Annotated in this window: 15 protein-coding genes; 5 read left to right on the forward strand and 10 right to left on the reverse strand. The window is 65.8% G+C overall.

The features are described 5' to 3' along the window. Nucleotides 1-29 precede the first annotated feature (29 nt). Nucleotides 30-914 carry a prolyl oligopeptidase family serine peptidase gene (locus tag LZC94_14905; GenBank protein WXB18517.1) on the forward strand — a complete coding sequence of 295 codons (885 nt, stop codon included), beginning with the start codon at nt 30-32 and terminating at the stop codon, nt 912-914. A gap of 36 nt (nt 915-950) precedes the next feature. Here LZC94_14905 and LZC94_14910 read toward each other — a convergent pair whose 3' ends face one another. The 3 genes from LZC94_14910 to LZC94_14920 all read right to left on the reverse strand — a co-directional run bounded on the left by LZC94_14910 (nt 951) and on the right by LZC94_14920 (nt 4,671). Continuing rightward, nucleotides 951-3,059, reverse strand: a complete 2,109-nt coding sequence (locus LZC94_14910; GenBank protein WXB18518.1) for a TonB-dependent receptor — start codon at nt 3,057-3,059, stop codon at nt 951-953. Nucleotides 3,060-3,151: 92 nt separating this feature from the next. Further along, nucleotides 3,152-4,297: a hypothetical protein gene (locus LZC94_14915; GenBank protein ID WXB18519.1), complete on the reverse strand. Its 1,146-nt coding sequence runs from the start codon at nt 4,295-4,297 to the stop codon at nt 3,152-3,154. Beyond that, nucleotides 4,294-4,671 (reverse strand): hypothetical protein, encoded by a 378-nt coding sequence (locus LZC94_14920; GenBank protein WXB18520.1) that lies wholly within the window; start codon nt 4,669-4,671, stop codon nt 4,294-4,296. The genes LZC94_14915 and LZC94_14920 overlap by 4 nt, the downstream gene beginning before the upstream one ends. A gap of 83 nt (nt 4,672-4,754) precedes the next feature. Between LZC94_14920 and LZC94_14925 the strand changes: the two genes are divergently transcribed. Beyond that, entirely contained in the window at nt 4,755-4,949 is a 195-nt protein-coding gene (locus LZC94_14925; protein ID WXB18521.1) for a hypothetical protein, read from the forward strand. Nucleotides 4,950-5,249: 300 nt separating this feature from the next. Further along, nucleotides 5,250-6,887, forward strand: coding sequence for a beta-propeller domain-containing protein (locus tag LZC94_14930; GenBank protein WXB18522.1), 1,638 nt, complete (start codon nt 5,250-5,252; stop codon nt 6,885-6,887). Nucleotides 6,888-6,914: 27 nt separating this feature from the next. Here LZC94_14930 and LZC94_14935 read toward each other — a convergent pair whose 3' ends face one another. From LZC94_14935 to LZC94_14965, 7 genes are all read right to left on the reverse strand, one after another. Further along, the gene (locus LZC94_14935) at nt 6,915-7,772 is read right to left on the reverse strand and encodes a class I SAM-dependent methyltransferase (protein WXB18523.1); all 858 of its coding nucleotides are present in this window, start codon (nt 7,770-7,772) and stop codon (nt 6,915-6,917) included. Next, on the reverse strand, nt 7,762-8,139 hold the full coding sequence (locus LZC94_14940) for a hypothetical protein (protein WXB18524.1): 378 nt from the start codon (nt 8,137-8,139) through the stop codon (nt 7,762-7,764). Before LZC94_14940 ends, LZC94_14935 begins: the two co-directional genes overlap by 11 nt. After that, a complete protein-coding gene (locus LZC94_14945) occupies nt 8,129-8,296 on the reverse strand; it encodes a ribbon-helix-helix protein, CopG family (GenBank protein WXB18525.1) in 168 nt (55 codons plus the stop codon). The genes LZC94_14940 and LZC94_14945 overlap by 11 nt, the downstream gene beginning before the upstream one ends. Before the next feature lie 72 nt (nt 8,297-8,368). Continuing rightward, nucleotides 8,369-9,019, reverse strand: a complete 651-nt coding sequence (locus tag LZC94_14950; protein ID WXB18526.1) for a hypothetical protein — start codon at nt 9,017-9,019, stop codon at nt 8,369-8,371. Nucleotides 9,020-9,163: 144 nt separating this feature from the next. Next, nucleotides 9,164-10,435 carry a heparan-alpha-glucosaminide N-acetyltransferase domain-containing protein gene (locus tag LZC94_14955; GenBank protein WXB18527.1) on the reverse strand — a complete coding sequence of 424 codons (1,272 nt, stop codon included), beginning with the start codon at nt 10,433-10,435 and terminating at the stop codon, nt 9,164-9,166. 95 nt (nt 10,436-10,530) lie between these two features. Next, a complete protein-coding gene (locus LZC94_14960; GenBank protein WXB18528.1) occupies nt 10,531-12,774 on the reverse strand; it encodes a hypothetical protein in 2,244 nt (747 codons plus the stop codon). Between the two features lie 448 nt (nt 12,775-13,222). Beyond that, nucleotides 13,223-14,920, reverse strand: coding sequence for a hypothetical protein (locus LZC94_14965; protein ID WXB18529.1), 1,698 nt, complete (start codon nt 14,918-14,920; stop codon nt 13,223-13,225). Between the two features lie 165 nt (nt 14,921-15,085). Between LZC94_14965 and LZC94_14970 the strand changes: the two genes are divergently transcribed. Next, a complete protein-coding gene (locus tag LZC94_14970; protein WXB18530.1) occupies nt 15,086-15,367 on the forward strand; it encodes a hypothetical protein in 282 nt (93 codons plus the stop codon). 404 nt (nt 15,368-15,771) lie between these two features. Then, a complete protein-coding gene (locus LZC94_14975) occupies nt 15,772-16,389 on the forward strand; it encodes a hypothetical protein (protein WXB18531.1) in 618 nt (205 codons plus the stop codon). Nucleotides 16,390-16,450 lie beyond the last annotated feature (61 nt).

A 16,450-nucleotide genomic window follows, 5' to 3' on the forward strand; every position in this document is an offset into this window, starting at 1 on the left:
GTGAGCGCTACAAATCTAGAGGTGCCTCCGTGAATCATTCCATCCTCACCCTAGTTTCACTATTTGCTATTCCCGCCGCGCTGGGGGCTTGCTCCGCGGGCGGAGAGTCGAACCAAACCTCGCGAAATACGCTCGATACGGTGAGCGAAACGGCGCTCGATTCGCCCTCCGAGTCACGCTGCGCGGAGACGCCGACGTCCGTCAAATGCTCCAAAAACTCCACGCGCATCGACGGACGAGAGGTCCATTGGCAAATTCCCGTTGGAACGCCGCCGGCGGGTGGGTGGCCCACGGTGCTGATCTTCCAGGGCTCTCTGTTCACGGCGGAGTTGACGTGGCAGGCGGAAAAGGGACTACCGTTTGGTGCGTATTACCAGACATTGGTCGTCAAGCGCCTGCTCGATCATGGCTTTGCCGTCATCGCCCCCGAGGCGCACGGTGAAGGCACGACGTTCTGGGATACGAACAACCCGCTCTTTGCGCTCAATTGGAAGGCGTCGGGCGACCATCGGCTGATGCTCGCGATCTTCGACGCGATCGACTCCGGCAAGTTTGGCCAGCTTCGCGGTACACGCATGTACGCCACGGGGATCTCCAGCGGCGGCTATATGACCAGCCGCATGGGGGTCGCCTATCCGGAGCGGTTCGCCGCGCTCGGAGTTCAATCCGGCTCGTATGCGACGTGCGCGGGGCCCGTTTGCTCGGTGCCCGCGCTGTCCAGCGATCACCCCCCGACATTGCTCCTTCACGGGAGCGCCGATCTCACCGTTCCGCTCTACACCGCGAGGCGCTACGAAGCTGCTCTGAAGTCGGCGGGCATCGACAACGACTTCATCGTCCGCTCGGGCGCCGGCCACGAATGGATCGCGGAGGCGCCGGACGCCGTGCTCCGGTGGTTCCAGAGCCATCCTTGAGCGAAATGCCGTTCCGCTCGGAGCGGTGTCGCCGGCTCACGAGCGCGACTTGTACCTCAGGCTCACCAACACGGTGCGCGGCGGCCCTGGGGTGAGCTGCGAGTCGTTGATGGATGACACGTAATAGCGCCCCAACCCGAGCAGGTTATCGCCGTTGACGGCGATTTCCATGGGCCCGACCGCGTAAAACACGGCCGCGCTCACCAGGGCATACGCGGGCATCTCCACGGTGTTGGAGGCGTCGGCCCACTGATTTCCGATCACGCGCAGCCCCGCGGCGGCGCTGAAGCCCAAGGGGAAGACGTATTTTCCCCACGCGGAGAACGTGTGATCCGGAACGTTGGCGGGCGTCTTTCCCGTGAAGTTTCCGCTGGACGAGAGGTAATCGTCGTAGCGGGCGCGCGTATACGCATATCCGAGGCGAAGCGAGAACGACGCGATGGACTCGAGCGTGATGCTCGCCTCGACACCCCGCGAGCTCTGGGCGCCGAGCTGCTCGTAAATGTTGGCTTTGCGCGCCACCACCATGTCCGTCTTGCGCAAGTTGTAGGCGGCGAGATCGACGTGCATGCGGCGCTCGAAGGCATCGATGCGGGCGCCCAGCTCGTACTCGCGACCGCGCTCGGGATCGAAGGTGCGGCCGTCGGCGGAGACCGTTCGTACGGGGGTGAATCCCGTCCCCGTCATGCCGTAAAAGGTGAGCCAATCCGCCGGCTGCAGCACCAGACCCGCGCGAAAGGTGGCCGCGATGAGATCGCGATCCTGCGATGTCTGGGAGCCGCCAGGGGTCACCGCCGTGTCGTACATTCGGGTCGTGGAGTCGTACTCCCATCGATCGAGGCGCCCGCTGAGCGAGAGCTTGAACCCCTCCGCGAGCTTGACGGTGTCGTGCGCAAAGAGCGAATGCGTGGTCTGATGGCGCGTGACGCGCCCGACGCGCGTCGTGCCATAATCGCCTTGCGGATCCGGAGCATCGGCGAACGGAACGGGCGCCAGATCCGTGTTCCGGAGATCGAAGCGCGGGGGGCGCGCCAGCAGGTAGCCGAAGTCGTATCCGAAGAGCGCGCGGTGCGGCACCAGCAACGTGCCGCGCACGTGCGCCTCGAGCTGCGCGGATACCGCGTCCCACTCCTGCCCGAGGGTAAACCATTGACGATCGACGGTTTGCCCGCGCCCGACCGTCAAGAACTCGGCCGATTTGTAATCGTACGGGTTGCGGCTCACCCCCGCGCGCGCCACCAGCTTGACGTGGTCGCTGGCGGTGTAGGCGTACTCCAGGCGCCCGTCGTAGAACGCGCCATCGAGGTAGTCCCACGGCGTATTGAAGCGTCGTTCGAGGGCGATGCCGTCGGGCACCTTTCCGTTCTCGGTCGGCAGCCCCGTGTCGGCCGAAAAGTGAAACTTTTGATAACCCAGACGCACGAGGACGCGATGCCGATCCGCGGGCCTCCATTCGACGGCGCCGGTGATGTTGGCGTTGGTCGATCGATTCCGGCGAAACCCCTCGTCATCGACGATGCCGGCGTCCACGCGCGCGGCCAGGGTGTCGTCGATGGGCCCGGTGGCTCCCACCGAGGCGCGGCGCAGGCTGGAGGGACCTCCCACCGAAAGAGAGCCCTCGTAACCGAAACGTCGCGAGGGCAATTTGTGAAGAATGCTCACGACGCCGCCGATACCGCCATAGCCATAGAGCGCCGACGCCGGTCCCTTGAGGACCTCGATGCGGTCGATGCCGGCCAGGTTGCCCGAGGGCGCGGAGTCGGCGAGCTGGTAGCGGTCGTCGCGCATGCCATCGACGACGCTCGTAAATTCTTTGAAGCCTCGAATGGTCATGGACGTGAATCCGCCATATTCGAGTTGGGGCTGCACACCGGGAACCCATGAAACGGCGCCGGCCACGTCGGACGCACCATGCTCCTCGATCTCCCGGTCGGTCACCACATGGACCGTGGCGGGGATATCACGAAGAGGTTCCTGCATGCGCGAGCCCACCGTGGGGCCCCGGCGCCCGCTGACCTGCACATCGGCCGGCGCGCCGGGAGCAGGGGTCGATGTCGCGGTTTGCGCGGAGGCCAGAGCGCTCGCAAATGTGGATACGAAGAAAGCAGGCAAGGCCGGCCGCGAGGCCCGCGCAAGACGATTCATGCGCGCCTTGCTACCCGACCTCGCGAGCCGCCGTCCAGCGACGATTCGTCGCACCTTCCAAGCAGGTAGGAGCGTCCGCGCGCGGCGATGTTCTAGGGCCGAATGTGACCGCCCGGCGCGAGCCCGCTGGGCACCTTGGCGGGGATCGTGCGATCGAAGTCGCCATCGCTCAACGCTTCGAAGAAGGCCATGAAATCATCGTGGCTGCCATCGCCGAATCGAAGGTCCTCGAGATCGGGATCCTGCGATTTTCCCGAGCTCACGACATCGGTGTAGAACTGGAGCACATCCTCGATGTTCTTGTGGAGCCCGTTATGCATGTAGGGCGCCGTCTTCATGATATTTCGAAGTGATGGAGTGCGGAAGTGTCCCTCGCCGGCCCCGGGATCGGGGGTCGCGCCGGGCAGCTCGGGGACCCCCAGGCGATGCAATTTGAAATCCGACAGCAGCGGGCCCGAATGGCACGAGCCGCAGCCGGCCGCGACGAACGCCGCCAGGCCTCGTTTGGCGACGTGGGAGAGGGCGCCGTCGTCGCCGGCCATGAATCGGTCGAAGGAGCTGCCGCGGTCGACGAGGGTGCGTTCGAACGCCGCGATGGCCTGCCCCAGCTTTCGTTCCGTGATGGGGCCCGGGCCGAAGGCCTCGTCGAAACGGGTGCGGTATTCGGCGATGGCCCCGAGCCGCGAAAGAATCTCCGGCAGGATGGCGGCTTCGTCGAAGTGCTCGCCGCGCATCTCGTCGAGGTTGGCCATCGGGCGCAGCGCCTGCTCCTCCAACGACACCACGCGATGATCCCAAAACATGGGCGCCTTTTCGGCCGGGGGCTGGGTGGTCGAGGTCACGCCATTCCAGACTACGTCCAGGATCGTCATGGCATTGCGGTTCGTTCGATGATGCCGGGCGCCGGGTTTCCTTGCCGCGCCGAGGCCGGCGCCCCCCACGCCGATGGAAACGTCGAGGCCATCGGTGTAGGCGAAGCTCGGATGATGGCAGGTGGCGCAGGCGATATCGCGGTCTCCCGAGAGCACGGGATCCCAAAACAACGCGCGGCCGAGCTCGACCTTCGCCGGCGACGTTGCATTGTCCGCGGGGTGAATGGCCGATGCGGGGAGGGGGTGAATCGCCTTTTCGGGCGGCACATGGGGCGCGGAGCACGCCGCGAGCGTGGAGGCCGCGAACATGGACGCCATGAGCGCGAGAGGCGCCAGCGCGGAGGCCGCCAAGGCGGCGCCTTTCATAGGTGGCCTCCGAGCGCCAGCGCCCAATAGCGGAATGTGCGGGGCTGATCCTCGGTGAAGACGGCCAAGGTGTGGCGGAGCGAAAGATCGATATGGCGTCCGAACGTCCAACCGGCTTCGACTTCGAGCGGAAAACCAAATCGCATATCGGTGGATTCGACGGTGCGCGCCGGGAGCTCGAGGGCGATGCGATCGCGGGCGACGAGCAGGCCCGCGCCGGCGCCGACGTGGAGCCCGACCCCGCCGCCTGCGCGAAATGGATAGAGCCGATAGCTCGCGCGCGCAGACACCACGTCCAGATGGGCGCCCGTGACGACGCCGGGAAGATCGATGGACCAGCTGGAGAATCGGGCGTAGTCCCCGGTCACCGTCAATCGATGCTCCGCGGCGCCGGTCTGGCCCAATCCGAGGTCGGCGCCCCCCCGAAAGGACAGCGCCGGGCCGGGTTTGCGGGGCCATGCTGGCCGCGGCCATGGCGCGCGCCCACAAAGTGTCGGATCCCGAGCGATTCGCGTCGATGGCCTTTCTGATTTGGCAATTGGGCGAATCGACCATGCGGCTGGCGATTTCCGTCGATCGCAACGAGGGAGCTGCCCTGGTTGCGGCGTACAAGAAAATGACCATGCGCGAGATCGTGCATCCGCGCCCGTGAAGGCCAAGGCGCGAGAAAGCGCACCTCTCCTCCTCGCGCTCCGACATCCCCGGAACGGCTGACACAGGTTGGCATGCACGCCCTCGCGCTTCTTCGGCGGATTTCGCGGGTCGTGTGGGCACGCGCGTTGCTCGACCAGCGTGCATGCTTGCTCTCCTGCGATGGGGTCTCCTTCTTTCAATCTCGGCGACGCTTGCACCGCTCACCTTGGGGTGTGGGAGCGAGAGCCGTTTCGATGGCCGGCCATCGGGGCGATGTGGGGTCACGAGCGACACGTCCCTGAAGCCCGAGCCAAATGGCATGCATCGCTTTGCCTCCGAGCAGGAGCTCGATGCCTATGTCGCCGAGGCGGAGGCGGAGGCCGCGAAGCAAGGCTGCGACAAAGGCGCCAATGGAGATTCGTACAACGCAGGGGGCGTCCCGGGGGCGGGTCCCCCGAACGAGAACGTCACGAACAACCAAGAGAACGGCGTCGACGAGGGCGGCATCGTCAAGAACATTGGCAACTACCTGGTGGTGCTCCGCAAGGGGCGGCTGTTTGCGGCCGATGTCCGCGACGGACGAGCGCCGGCCTCGAGCGACTCCGTGCGCGTGGCCCGGACCGACGCCCTGAACCGGGGCGTTTGGTACGACGAGATGCTCGTCAAAGGCGATTTGATTTACGTGGTCGGCTACCGCTACGCGGTGCCCGGGTTTCGCGGCGCGACCGAGATCGACACCTTCCGGCTCACGGCGGGGAAGCTCGAGCGCCTCAAGACGATGTTCCTCGAGTCCAACGATTATTACTCGGGTCGAAACTACGCGAGCCGCATGGTGGACGGAAAGCTCCTCTTCTACATGCCGCACCTCATCGGCCGCCGCGACGCGGCCCTCGCGTATCCGCGGCTCCTCGAGATGAACGACGAGGGCCAGGTGCGCGCCGTAGGGCCCTTGTTCGGTGCGCTCGACGTCACGACGTCCCTCCATCGTCCGATTTTTCCCACCTTCCATACGATCGTGCGCTGCGAGCTGCCCGCGAGCGGCGAGCTGGCGTGCGACGCGAAGAGCGTCATCGGAGGTTGGTGGCGCGAGACGTACGTCTCGACGAACGCCGTGTATCTGTGGGCCTCGTCCCACGTTTACCGGTTCGATTTCGCGTCCCTCGACGTCACCACCCACCGCGCCAACGGTTCGCCGCTCGACCAATTCTCGTTTCGCGAGTCGCGAGGCGAATTGTTGGTCGCCGTGAACGCGGAGAGCAAGGCCTCGCTCGCGTCGTTGCCGCTCGCGGCGTTCGATAAGAAGGGGCTGCAAGACGTCGAGGCACGCGCGCTCGCGCCGGGTCATCTCGCGACGAACCGCTTCGTGGGCGATGTCCTCGTCGCGTCGGTTTCGGGCGAAGGCGCGCGCCTGGTGACCCTCGATGCGCGGACGGGCGCCATCTCCTCGGCGCCCGCCGAGGGCATCGTTCGCGTCGAGCCGCTGGGCGATCGGCGCGCGCTGGTCGTAAGCCGGGCCCGGAGTGGTTTACGGCTGCGCGCCCTCTCGGTGGACGACGTGGAGCATCCCCTGGGCGAGCTCGCGCTCGAGGGCCTGACCCAAGGCGAGGGAAGGAGCCATGGCTTCTTCTACAAGCCCGGCGCCGGCCAGGCAGGCACCTTTGGATACGCCGTCATCAACGAGCCCCGTTCCGGCGCCAATTGGGGTTGGGGAAATGGTATTTCCAACTTGGGATTCTTCGATGTCGCGCCCGATGGAGCCCTGGCCCCGCTGGGCATCGTATCCGCCGGCAATGTCGCGAGCCCGTGCGAAACGTCGTGCGTCGACTGGTACGGCAACACGCGGCCCATCTTCTTGCGCGATCGCGCCTTTGCCCTCATGGGCAGCGAGCTCGCCGAGCTCTCCTTGCGCCCCGCCGCCGCGCGCATCGGCGCCGCCGTCGTCCTCACGTCGAACTGACCGAGGACCGCGGCGGACGGCCGCGGCCTATGTGGTCGCGACCAACAGCTCCTCCGAGACCGCCGGCCGAAGTCCGTCCGATCGACCGGCGAAGTAGCGCTGCGTGAGATCGGCGCCCGACACACACCGGGCCTCTTTGAAGCCGCATTCGCGGGCCAACGCCCGGATCTCCTCGGGCGCGAAGAAGCTGATGAACGGCGTGCCGGAGGCCGCCGCGCCGGCCTCCGCCTTCAGGCGCCCGGGCCGCTCTTCGGGATCGGCGAGCTCGATGGGCAGCATGTACGTCATGGCCAAGGTGGAGCGCGGGGCCAGCGCCGCGACTTGGCGCAAGGTGGCGGCGATGGCGTCCCTCGTAAGGTACATGCTGACCCCCGTGGAGGCGACGACCGCCGGCTGGCCCGCGTCGAAGCCGGCTTTGGTGAGCGAGTCCCACCACGATTCGCCAGCCTCGAAGTCGACCGGTACGAGCTTTAGCCACTCGGGAATGCCATACCCCAGCTCCAGCAGCCGCTGCCGCTTCCAAGCTTGGGGACCCGGCTGATCGACCTCGAACACGCGCAGCTTCGCGGCGATCTCGGGCCTGCGTTGGGCGAACGTGTCGAGGCCGGCCCCGAGGATGACGTACTGGTGAACGCCGCGCGCCGCTTGCTCCTCCGCCAGATCTTCGATGAAGCGCGCGCGGGCCACGATGGAGGCGCGGAAGCTTCGGGTGAACGCCGGGTTCATGTCGAAACGGTCGCGCCAATCCTCCGCCGGCGCCACCAGCCGGAGGCCTATTTCGTCCTCGAGCACGTGCGGCGCCGCATCGAGCTGGACGTGCAAGGCCCGCCACAAAGCCACGCGCTCCGCCGTGCTCTCGACCTTCGGAGCGCGATCAGCCACCATGGTGCTTCTCCTTCGCCGCGTCGCCCGCCAGCGGTGCGTGCACGCTGATCTCACGGCCGTCGGGATCGCCGAGCACCATCTCGAGCACCGGAAAATGCTGCCGCTCGAAGGGACGAACGACCACCGCGGCGCTCGGCGGCGCGAACTTCGCGGCGTCGCGCACGCCGATGGCCAACTGGACCTTGAGCGCTTGCTCCTTCGGCCGCTCGGCAACGAAGATGTAAGGTCCGCCGCTGGGGTGGCGCAGCTGCCCCGAGCAATGATCGGTCTCGAACTCCAGCTCGTAACCGAGCCCCTTCCAGAAGGCGACCGTCTTACCCCAATTGTGCGTCTCGATGAGCAAACCTTCGATGCCGTCAGTCTCCATGCTTCCTCCGTTTGGATCGCCGGTCGTCGAGGTAGGCGCGCAGGGCGGCCGCCACGATGGCCGATAGCGATTGCTCGGTCTCGACGGCGTGATGTTTGACCTCCCGAATCAGCTCGGTCGGCAGGTACACGTTGAATTGTTTCACGTCGTCGGCCATCTGGGCGGAATCCTAGGATGCTAGCATGCTAGCGTCAAGGCTCGGCGAGCGGGGCGAAGCGCACGAAGACGCTCACCCTTTGCCAAAGGACATGGCGAGCTGATTCAGATAGTCGACCAGCGACGAGGCCATCTTGCGAGGCATCGCGTCGCGCTTCGTCTGCGTATAGATGGCGCCATCCGCCGGGTGGAGGATGGTCCACGAGCGATCGTCCGAGCCCTGCCCATCACGTGCGTCACGCAAATCATACAAATGACCTAAATCGTGATTCAGAACGATCCCGTCGCCGCGGCCGCGCGCGTGGTGCGCCAAGAGCCTCTCGAGGGGCATGAAGACGAACGACTCTTCACCGCGATCGAGCCTCCGTTCACCTCCGGGGGCGGCGACGGGGCCCGTCCAGAGGCTGTTCATCGCACCATAGAGCGCTTCCAGCGCACGGGGGAGCGGCGCGAAGCGGCTCTCGAAGCCCGCGAGCAGCTCACCGGCGTTCGCGCGCGGCGGCTCGAAGGTGTGGCCATGCACGTCGCCCTCCGCGAGCCAGCCCCGCTTTCGCCACTCTACCGTCGCGGCCTCCACATCGGCGAGGCGCGCACGCAATCGCGCGACCGCCCGAGCCACCGCGCCGCTCGTGCGGAAAATTTTCGATGACGGCTTCTCCAGCTCGTCGGGATCCTGCGCCCGCGCGATGCCCGCATCGGCGGTCATTTCTCGTTTCGGAATCATGCACCGAGTACGTAGGGTCTCGGTCGATGATTCCTCCCGACGAGGAGCCTTTGAACGAACCGCGTTGCGTTTGGCGCGGGATGTCGCCGCACATCGAACCGCGCCACCGCTCGCGCCACTCGGCAGCTCGCGCTAAGACGAAATCTACAGATATCCCAACAGCCAGAAGCTGCTACGGCGTTTGAGCCCCATGTACCATTTGCATGCAGGGTAGAGCGCCGCCACCGCCGCCAGCCACATGAGATAGACCATGGGCAAATCCCAGCCGTAGTTGGCGATGGGCGGCCCCGAGAGGGCCCAAGCCGGGGTCCATGGCAGGGGTTTATCGACGGCATATGCCAGCACGAAGGCCATGATGTGAAGCAAGAAAATGTGCGCCAAGTAGTAAAAGAGCGGCACCCGCCCGTAGATGAGAAGCCAATTGGCCACGCGCCCCTTCAAGCCGTCGAGCGCGGAGAGCAGGAGCAGCATCGGCCCCAGGGTCATCGTGAGGAAGAGCAGCGAGGGTGGATACTTCTCGGTGGTGAGAAAGGACATCACCGTGAGGATGGGGCTCGCCTGGGGGGACCAGGGGTGCCGATCGCCATACACATTGGTGAAGCGCAAGACCATGAAGCCGAAGGTGAGCGACAGGCCGGTATAGAAGAAGAAGCGGCGCCGCCGCGCGGGATCTCCGCGCACGATGGGACCCATCGCATAACCCAACGCCATCACCCCCGCCCAGGGGATGAGCGAATACCCAACCCAGAGGATGGGGCGCTCCGGTGTGCCAACGAAGCCGCCGTGGAGAAATACCCAAATGAACCGCAGCGGACCCCAACTCTCGCCCGTAAAGGAGTCGAGCAAGTTGTGAAAGAGCACCATGGCCGCGCCGACCACCGCCATCCCGCGGATGGGCAGATGAATCAACGCGCTCAGCGCGATCATCGACCAACCGAGGCCCCACATGGTGCTCCCGTCGATGGGGAGGCCGTAGAGCTTGAACCGCCACGCGATGCGCATGATCGTCTCCTCGGCGATCACGAGCGCCAGGCCGCGGGTCCAGAGGAACCGGGAGACCTCGGCGCGGCTCTTTCCACGCGACAGCGAGAGGTAGGCCCCTGTCCCCGCCAGGAGCATGAAGGTGGGGGCGCAAATGTGGGTCACGATCCGGGTGAAAAAGAGCGCCGGCGTGGTCTTTTTCAGATCCGTAGGATCGAACATGGCGCCGCTGAAAAAGTCGCGCGAGTGGTCGATGGCCATCACGATCATCACCACCCCGCGAAGCAGATCCACGGCGTCCACCCGCGCCGCCTTGGCGATCGGCCGCGCCTCGGCTTTGGCGATCGGCCGCGCCTCGGCCGGCGCGCGCTCACCCTGATCGGGCCATGGTGGCCCCTGTCTCGTCTCGACCTGCGGATCCATCATGCGGGCCATGCTGGCACCGCCGCTTGGAGCGCGCGCGCACAAGCGGCCGGCCCTCGGTCCAAACGGATGATTTTCGAAGGGAAGGCTTGGCCTCCCGAAGTCGCCTAGGGTAGCCCCCAGCGCTTGGCGTCGCCGTTGGCCGTGACGTCGCGCGGGGAGGTGTTCGGCGTCTGTCCGCGGGGGGTGATCAAGGCGGTGTCGCCGCAGCGTAGGTCGATGGCGATGGCATCCGGCTCCGCCTGGCGCCAGGGCAGGGGCCGTCCTTGGGCATCGCGCACGTCGATGGTGCCGGCGATGCGGTGGCGAAGGAGCAGCGGCGAGCCGGCCTCGCTACGGATGCGGATCCACTCCGTGCGGCCCTTGCGCCGCGAGGCATCGACCAGAAACGCCCCTTGGGTGCGCAGCTGGGCGAAGGACGCGTCGGCCCAGGTGGTCGACACGGAGGGAAACACGTCGACGACTCGGCCGCTCTGCACCAGCATATCGAGCACCGATTGCGCGGCGGCGAGCGGGCTCTCGATGGCGAAATTGGAGCCTTCGCGGTACATGGTATTGGGCGTCAGCTGGCATTTGTCGACGATGTTGCCGTCCAGGAAGAACCGCAGATGCGAGAGCGCCTCCTCCGGGGCCGCCATGCGGGAGGCCATGCTCGACGCGGCCGCAAAGCTGAATCCATGCCAGAGATCGCGCATGCTCGCCCAGTGATCGAAGCTCGCCTTCATGAGCGCGCGGTCCTCCGGTCGCTCCCAGCGCAGCTCCTCCAAGGGGTAGAGCCAGAGCAAATGCGAAAAATGACGGTGCGATTGCGCCAGGGGCACGCCGCGCCCGATCAAGGTGCCGCGTTCATCGCGTTGGTACGGAACGAGGCGCGCCAGGATGTCGCGCCACCGGGGGAGCCGCGGATCGTCGATGCCCAAGGTGCGGGCCGACTCGACCAGCGTCGCGCATGCCCAGCGCACCAGCGACAAATCGTAGGTACAGTCCTCGGCGTCGGCGTACTCGGGCGAGCGCGTGAGCGGCAGGTGCAGCGCGCCGTCGTTGCCCTCGGCCAAGAACCGCGCATAGAAGTTCAGCGCCTTTCCCAAGATGGGATAAAGCACGTCGCGCAGCACGGTCTTATCCATACTGTGCCGGTAGGCGAGCCAAACGTTGTGAAGGCCCCAAATGAGATTTCCCGTTTGGTCGGTCTTCTTGCTGGTCCCCGGGATACCCACCGTGCGCGTACCGCCAGGGCGCAAGGTCCAATCGCCCGGATGCGAGAGCGCGTACGTCTCGCCATCGCGGTAGGCTTCGGGCACCGACAGAGGCAAATTGCGCTCGAAGCGACGGAACGCCGCCGTGACCGCGTCCAGCTCGGGGTGATTGGAGCTTTGGACCAGCGGATAGGAGACCTGCACATTGAGGTTCCACCACACCGCCGTCCAGCTGTTGCCCACCTCGGGAAACCACGGCCCCCACTCGGACAGCACCGGCGCATCGGCGCGGGTCGCCGACGCCATCTTGTAGAGTTGAATCCAGTAAAAGCGCTGCACCCATTTGTCGGGGACGGAGACGAAGCTGCGCGCGTAAAAGCCATTCCACCACCCCCGGTGGCCTGCCACCAGCCCATCGGGCGGGGTCGCCAGCACCTGGCGAACGGCGGCCGTGGCCTCGCCCAACCCCGTCGAATCGGGGTATCCGTACACCACGGTGGCGGCCAAGAGGCGCCGCGTGCCCTCGCGCTTCTCTTGCCACGCCGTGGTGTAGCCGCCGCCGGCGAGGAGCGTTTGCTCCGCATAGCGCGTGTCGCCCGATGTTCCGATGTTTGCCGGAGGATTGCCCACATAGTCCTCGGGCACCCGGATCTGGCGCGTGGTCTTCGAGGGCAGGGGCTGAAATGCCCAGGCTGCGGACGCCTCGCCCGTGCTCGGCACCATCGACACCAGGAGCGCGCCCTGCTCCTTGAGCACCAACGCCGAAAACTGGATGCTCCCCTGCGTGGTGGTGACGGTCCCGGTCAACTCGGCATTCCACAGGTCGAGCTCCCAATCGATGCCCGTGATGCCCCCGGCCATCGTCAATGTGAGATACCCAATGGGCAGCCGCGAGAGCCCGATGCCCGCCTCCCATTGGGCGCGTTGATCTTGGACCTCGGAGTGACTGAGCATGAACTTCAACACGCTGCCCGTGGCGGCCGCGTCGCGGTAGATCTGCACACCCAATCGCGCATTGGCGAGGAACGGCGCGGTCTGCCAACTCTCGGGCACCTTCTTCCACACCATCCGGGCGTCGCGCACGACCTGTTCGTGCAGGCCCGCGACCGCCGCATCCGCCGTCGAAGCCCGCTCCCACCCGGTCGCCGACTCCACCGAACAGCCTGTGGCGATAGATCCGATGATTACTGCGCTGCCTTGCAGAAACGCCCTTCGGTCAAGTTCGCTCATGGACGAATGGTGCCAGAATCACGCCACGGCTGCCTGCCTTTTGTCACGCGGAAATAATAAAGGTAGGATGACTCGTTGCGTAATAAGGCAAATGGCGCCAAAACGGTAGCGCCGATCGCGGGACGTCCGCGGGGGAAATCGTCCACGGCGCTCTGAATGCCTCGGGGCGGTTGCCTCCGAACACCAAGGATGGCGTCGTGGCGGCGCGCGCAAAAGCACCTTTCGGCGCGCGCCAAGGGTGGACGGAGCGCCTCGCTCGTCATGCGTGGACCAATGAGCTCCACGAGGCCCGTCGAAGCCGGCCGTGGCCGACGGCGTAACGCGCGCTTATCGGATTACGCCGTTCGGCCACACCATGTTTTCGGGTTGCTCGTTACTTGATGGCGATGCTGACCGCGGTCATCACGCCTTCATTGTTCACCGCCTCACGCGATCCGGTGGGGCCGGCGGCGGCGATGGACTCGTCCTGGAGGCTGTTGGCGTCGAAGTTCGAGCGCTCGGTCATGCCCGGCGCGATGGACCAGTTGCCCGCGGTCCACCCGGTGAACACGGCCACGAGGCGCTCGTTGGTTTGCGATGTGGTGACGCTGGGGGCCGCGATGGCGCCGCCCGTGGTGGTGGTGGACGCCACCTTGTCGATGGCGCTGGCGCCCGAGTAGGCGGCGACTTGAACATCGACATACACGTCCTCGCTGGGACGTTGGAACGTGTACTCCGAGGGCTCGCTCGCCGTGGCGACGCGCGAGTAGACGAGCTCGTGGAACACCTGGTCGGTGCCCTCGCCCGCGATTTGATCGGCGACCAAGGTCCAGCCGGGCGGCGGCGTGATGTTCACCGGGTGCGCGCAGTATTGAATGGCGGCGACCAGAAGATCCCCGGCCGCGACGCCGTCGGGCGCGAAGACGGTGGGGTTGTTGACCGCGCTGGAGATCGACACGAACTGCGGCCCGACCGGGGGCGCGCAGTCGGGGGTCAGCACCAGCGCATGGAACGTACCGTTGCTGTCGACGCCAGTGGCCGCGATCTGCCCGGAGTTGTTGATGTCGCGCGCGTCGGTGATTTGCCAGCCCGAACCTTGGACCAGATCGTTGAGATCGCGCAGGCTGCTGCCGTCGTGCACGAAGCCGTGGCGGACCACGATCTCGCCTTGACGGTAGGTCATGTTGCCGACGACATACCCCGCGTCGTTGATGCCGTACGCCGCGCCGGTCTGGAATTTCGGCGCGAGCCCCAAGTCGATGACCGCGCCGCCACGGTAGATGACCGGGTGGCTCGTGGTGTTGTCCACCCGCGCGCTGCCGGCGACGACCCCGGAGGCGTTCACCGCGCTGGCGCTGCTCGAGCAGTTGCGCGTGCACGCGGCCAGCACACCGAGATCGGTGATGGTGCCGTTGGACCATGCGGTGGCGCGCACAGGCCCGCTGGCGCTGTCCGAGCTGCCCACGACGAGACCGCTGTCGTTGATGGCGGTCGCGATGCTGTTCGACTCCAGACCCCCGCGCAAGGTGCCGAGATCGACCACCGCTCCATTTTGAAAGCGCACGGCGCGCTCGAAGCCATTGGGGAGCCGCGACGTGCCCACGGCCACGCCGGACGCGTTGACATCGGTGGCGCTGCTGTTGTCGTAGATGTCGGTTCCGCCGAGGGTGCCGAGATCGTGGAGCCCGCTCCCGTCGTGGAGGAACGCGTGCGTTCCGCCGCCGGCGACGTTCGACTGGCCCACGACCCGACCGCCGTTGATCCCTTGTCCGAAGCTGTTCTCCCCGCCGAGCGTACCGAGGTCGGTGATCCCATTGCCATCTCCGGCGAAGGCATGGACCGGCGCTGCGACGCTCGTGACCCACGCGGTGCCCGTCACATGGCCGGCATCGTCGATCGCGTCGGGGGTGGAGTTGCGGCCGCCGGGCAAGGTCCCGAGATCGGTCACGGTGTAGCTGGAACAATCGGCTTTGGCTGCGCGAACCGCCCGCGTCTTGGTGCGGGTGCCGCTGAGCGCGGAGGACTTCGAAGCACGTTGCCCGCCTTCGGGCGCGTCGGTCGACGATGCCGTGCACGCCGAGAGCAAGAGCAAGAGAATACCAGTACCAGAGAGGGTAGGCCTTAGAGTCATTGCAATGATCGTCCTTCTGTGGAGACGCAGACAATCCGCGTCTGCCTGACAAAAATTCGGCACTATACAAAATAAACCGGATCCGTACTTACTAATTCGACTCGACCGCAATACGAATTAGTTCGAATGAACGTTCGTGGCGCGTATGTGACGGAAACTGGCGCGGTTGTTACGGTGGTGCGCTCTTCGCGCGCCGAGGGGCACCATGACAGTGTGATTTTCGGTCGCGATTGGCAAAAAATGGCCCTTTGCGACCACGCGAGTCGGGCGCTGTGCGACGAACGCGCTCCTCGTGTCGTGATGGATAGCAAACCTCGCGCGGTCGTTATCGGGCATACGACGAAACGCGCCGTGATGACGCGAGGCCATATCGTGGTCCGTATCGCGATGTCCAAGGACATGCATTGAACGATGCCAAGCTCATCGCCCGCGCGGCCACAGGTACCTTTGCGCGCGCTCGCGGGCTCGATGTGTTGCGCTCGATGTGCTCATTCGATGATGTGAATAGGTGTCGCTCGAATCCCCGAGCGTGAATCGGAGCTGCGTGAGCCATTTGCATGAATGCAAATGGCCATCCTGTACGACCTCGCGCGTTCGGCGGGCGCGTATCCTCCGCCGCCCAATCGTATCCGTACCCGAAGCGTCATCTGCACGGAACAGGCATGATTAAATGACATCGTAGATCGCCCTTTACGGGACGCACGGCGAATGGTTTGCGTACCGAGCGGTCACCGCCAATACTCAATGCGATTTGGGTCGTATTCATCATCGTGCGCAGCACGAACCCGCTGAGCACCAATGGGAGGATGACCATGAGCCATCGGAAGCTATTTGGATGGATGACGTCGGCCACAGTCGCGACCGTGCTCGCAGGCTGCACCATGGGTGGGTCGCCGGATGCGGACCTCGCGCCCGATCCCGAGGATGAGGGCGGCGACCTTCGGTCCTCCGAGGGAACGGCCATGGTCGCGCCGGCGGGCGTGCTCCAGTGCCGAGGCACCGCGCAGACCGTCTTTGCGGGGGATCCCGCGGAGACACGCATCGCCGGGGGCATTAGCACCCTGCGCCAATGCACGGGTGCGAACACCTCGATTCGATTCGTGAAGTATCGCCTCGACGATACCGTGGCGGTGGACTGTGAAAACCATGTTCTTCAACGAGGCTCCGGCGCAAGGTTGACCTTGGGCTGGAGCGATGGCGAAACCAGCGTGGCGCTGAGCCCCATGAACTACGCCGTGCGCACGCAAGCCGGCGCCGGCGGGCGCGCCGATCTCGTCTTCACGGTGGCGACTCGGATTCAACGCGGTCCATTCGTCGGCAAATCCGTGACGCTCAGCTTCAAGGCCATGCCGGCGGGGATCGCGTGCAGTGGCAGCTACCCCGAGAGCGCCTTTGCGGTCGCGGGGCTTGCGACCCTCGAGATCCTCTAGATCTCTACGGCCACGCCCTCCAAGCGCCGCCGAGCCCGGCGAGCCGGCCGCGCGCACGATC

It is taken from the genome of Sorangiineae bacterium MSr11954 (assembly GCA_037157815.1).
Taxonomy (GTDB): Bacteria; Myxococcota_A; Polyangia; order Polyangiales; family Polyangiaceae; genus Pendulispora; species Pendulispora albinea.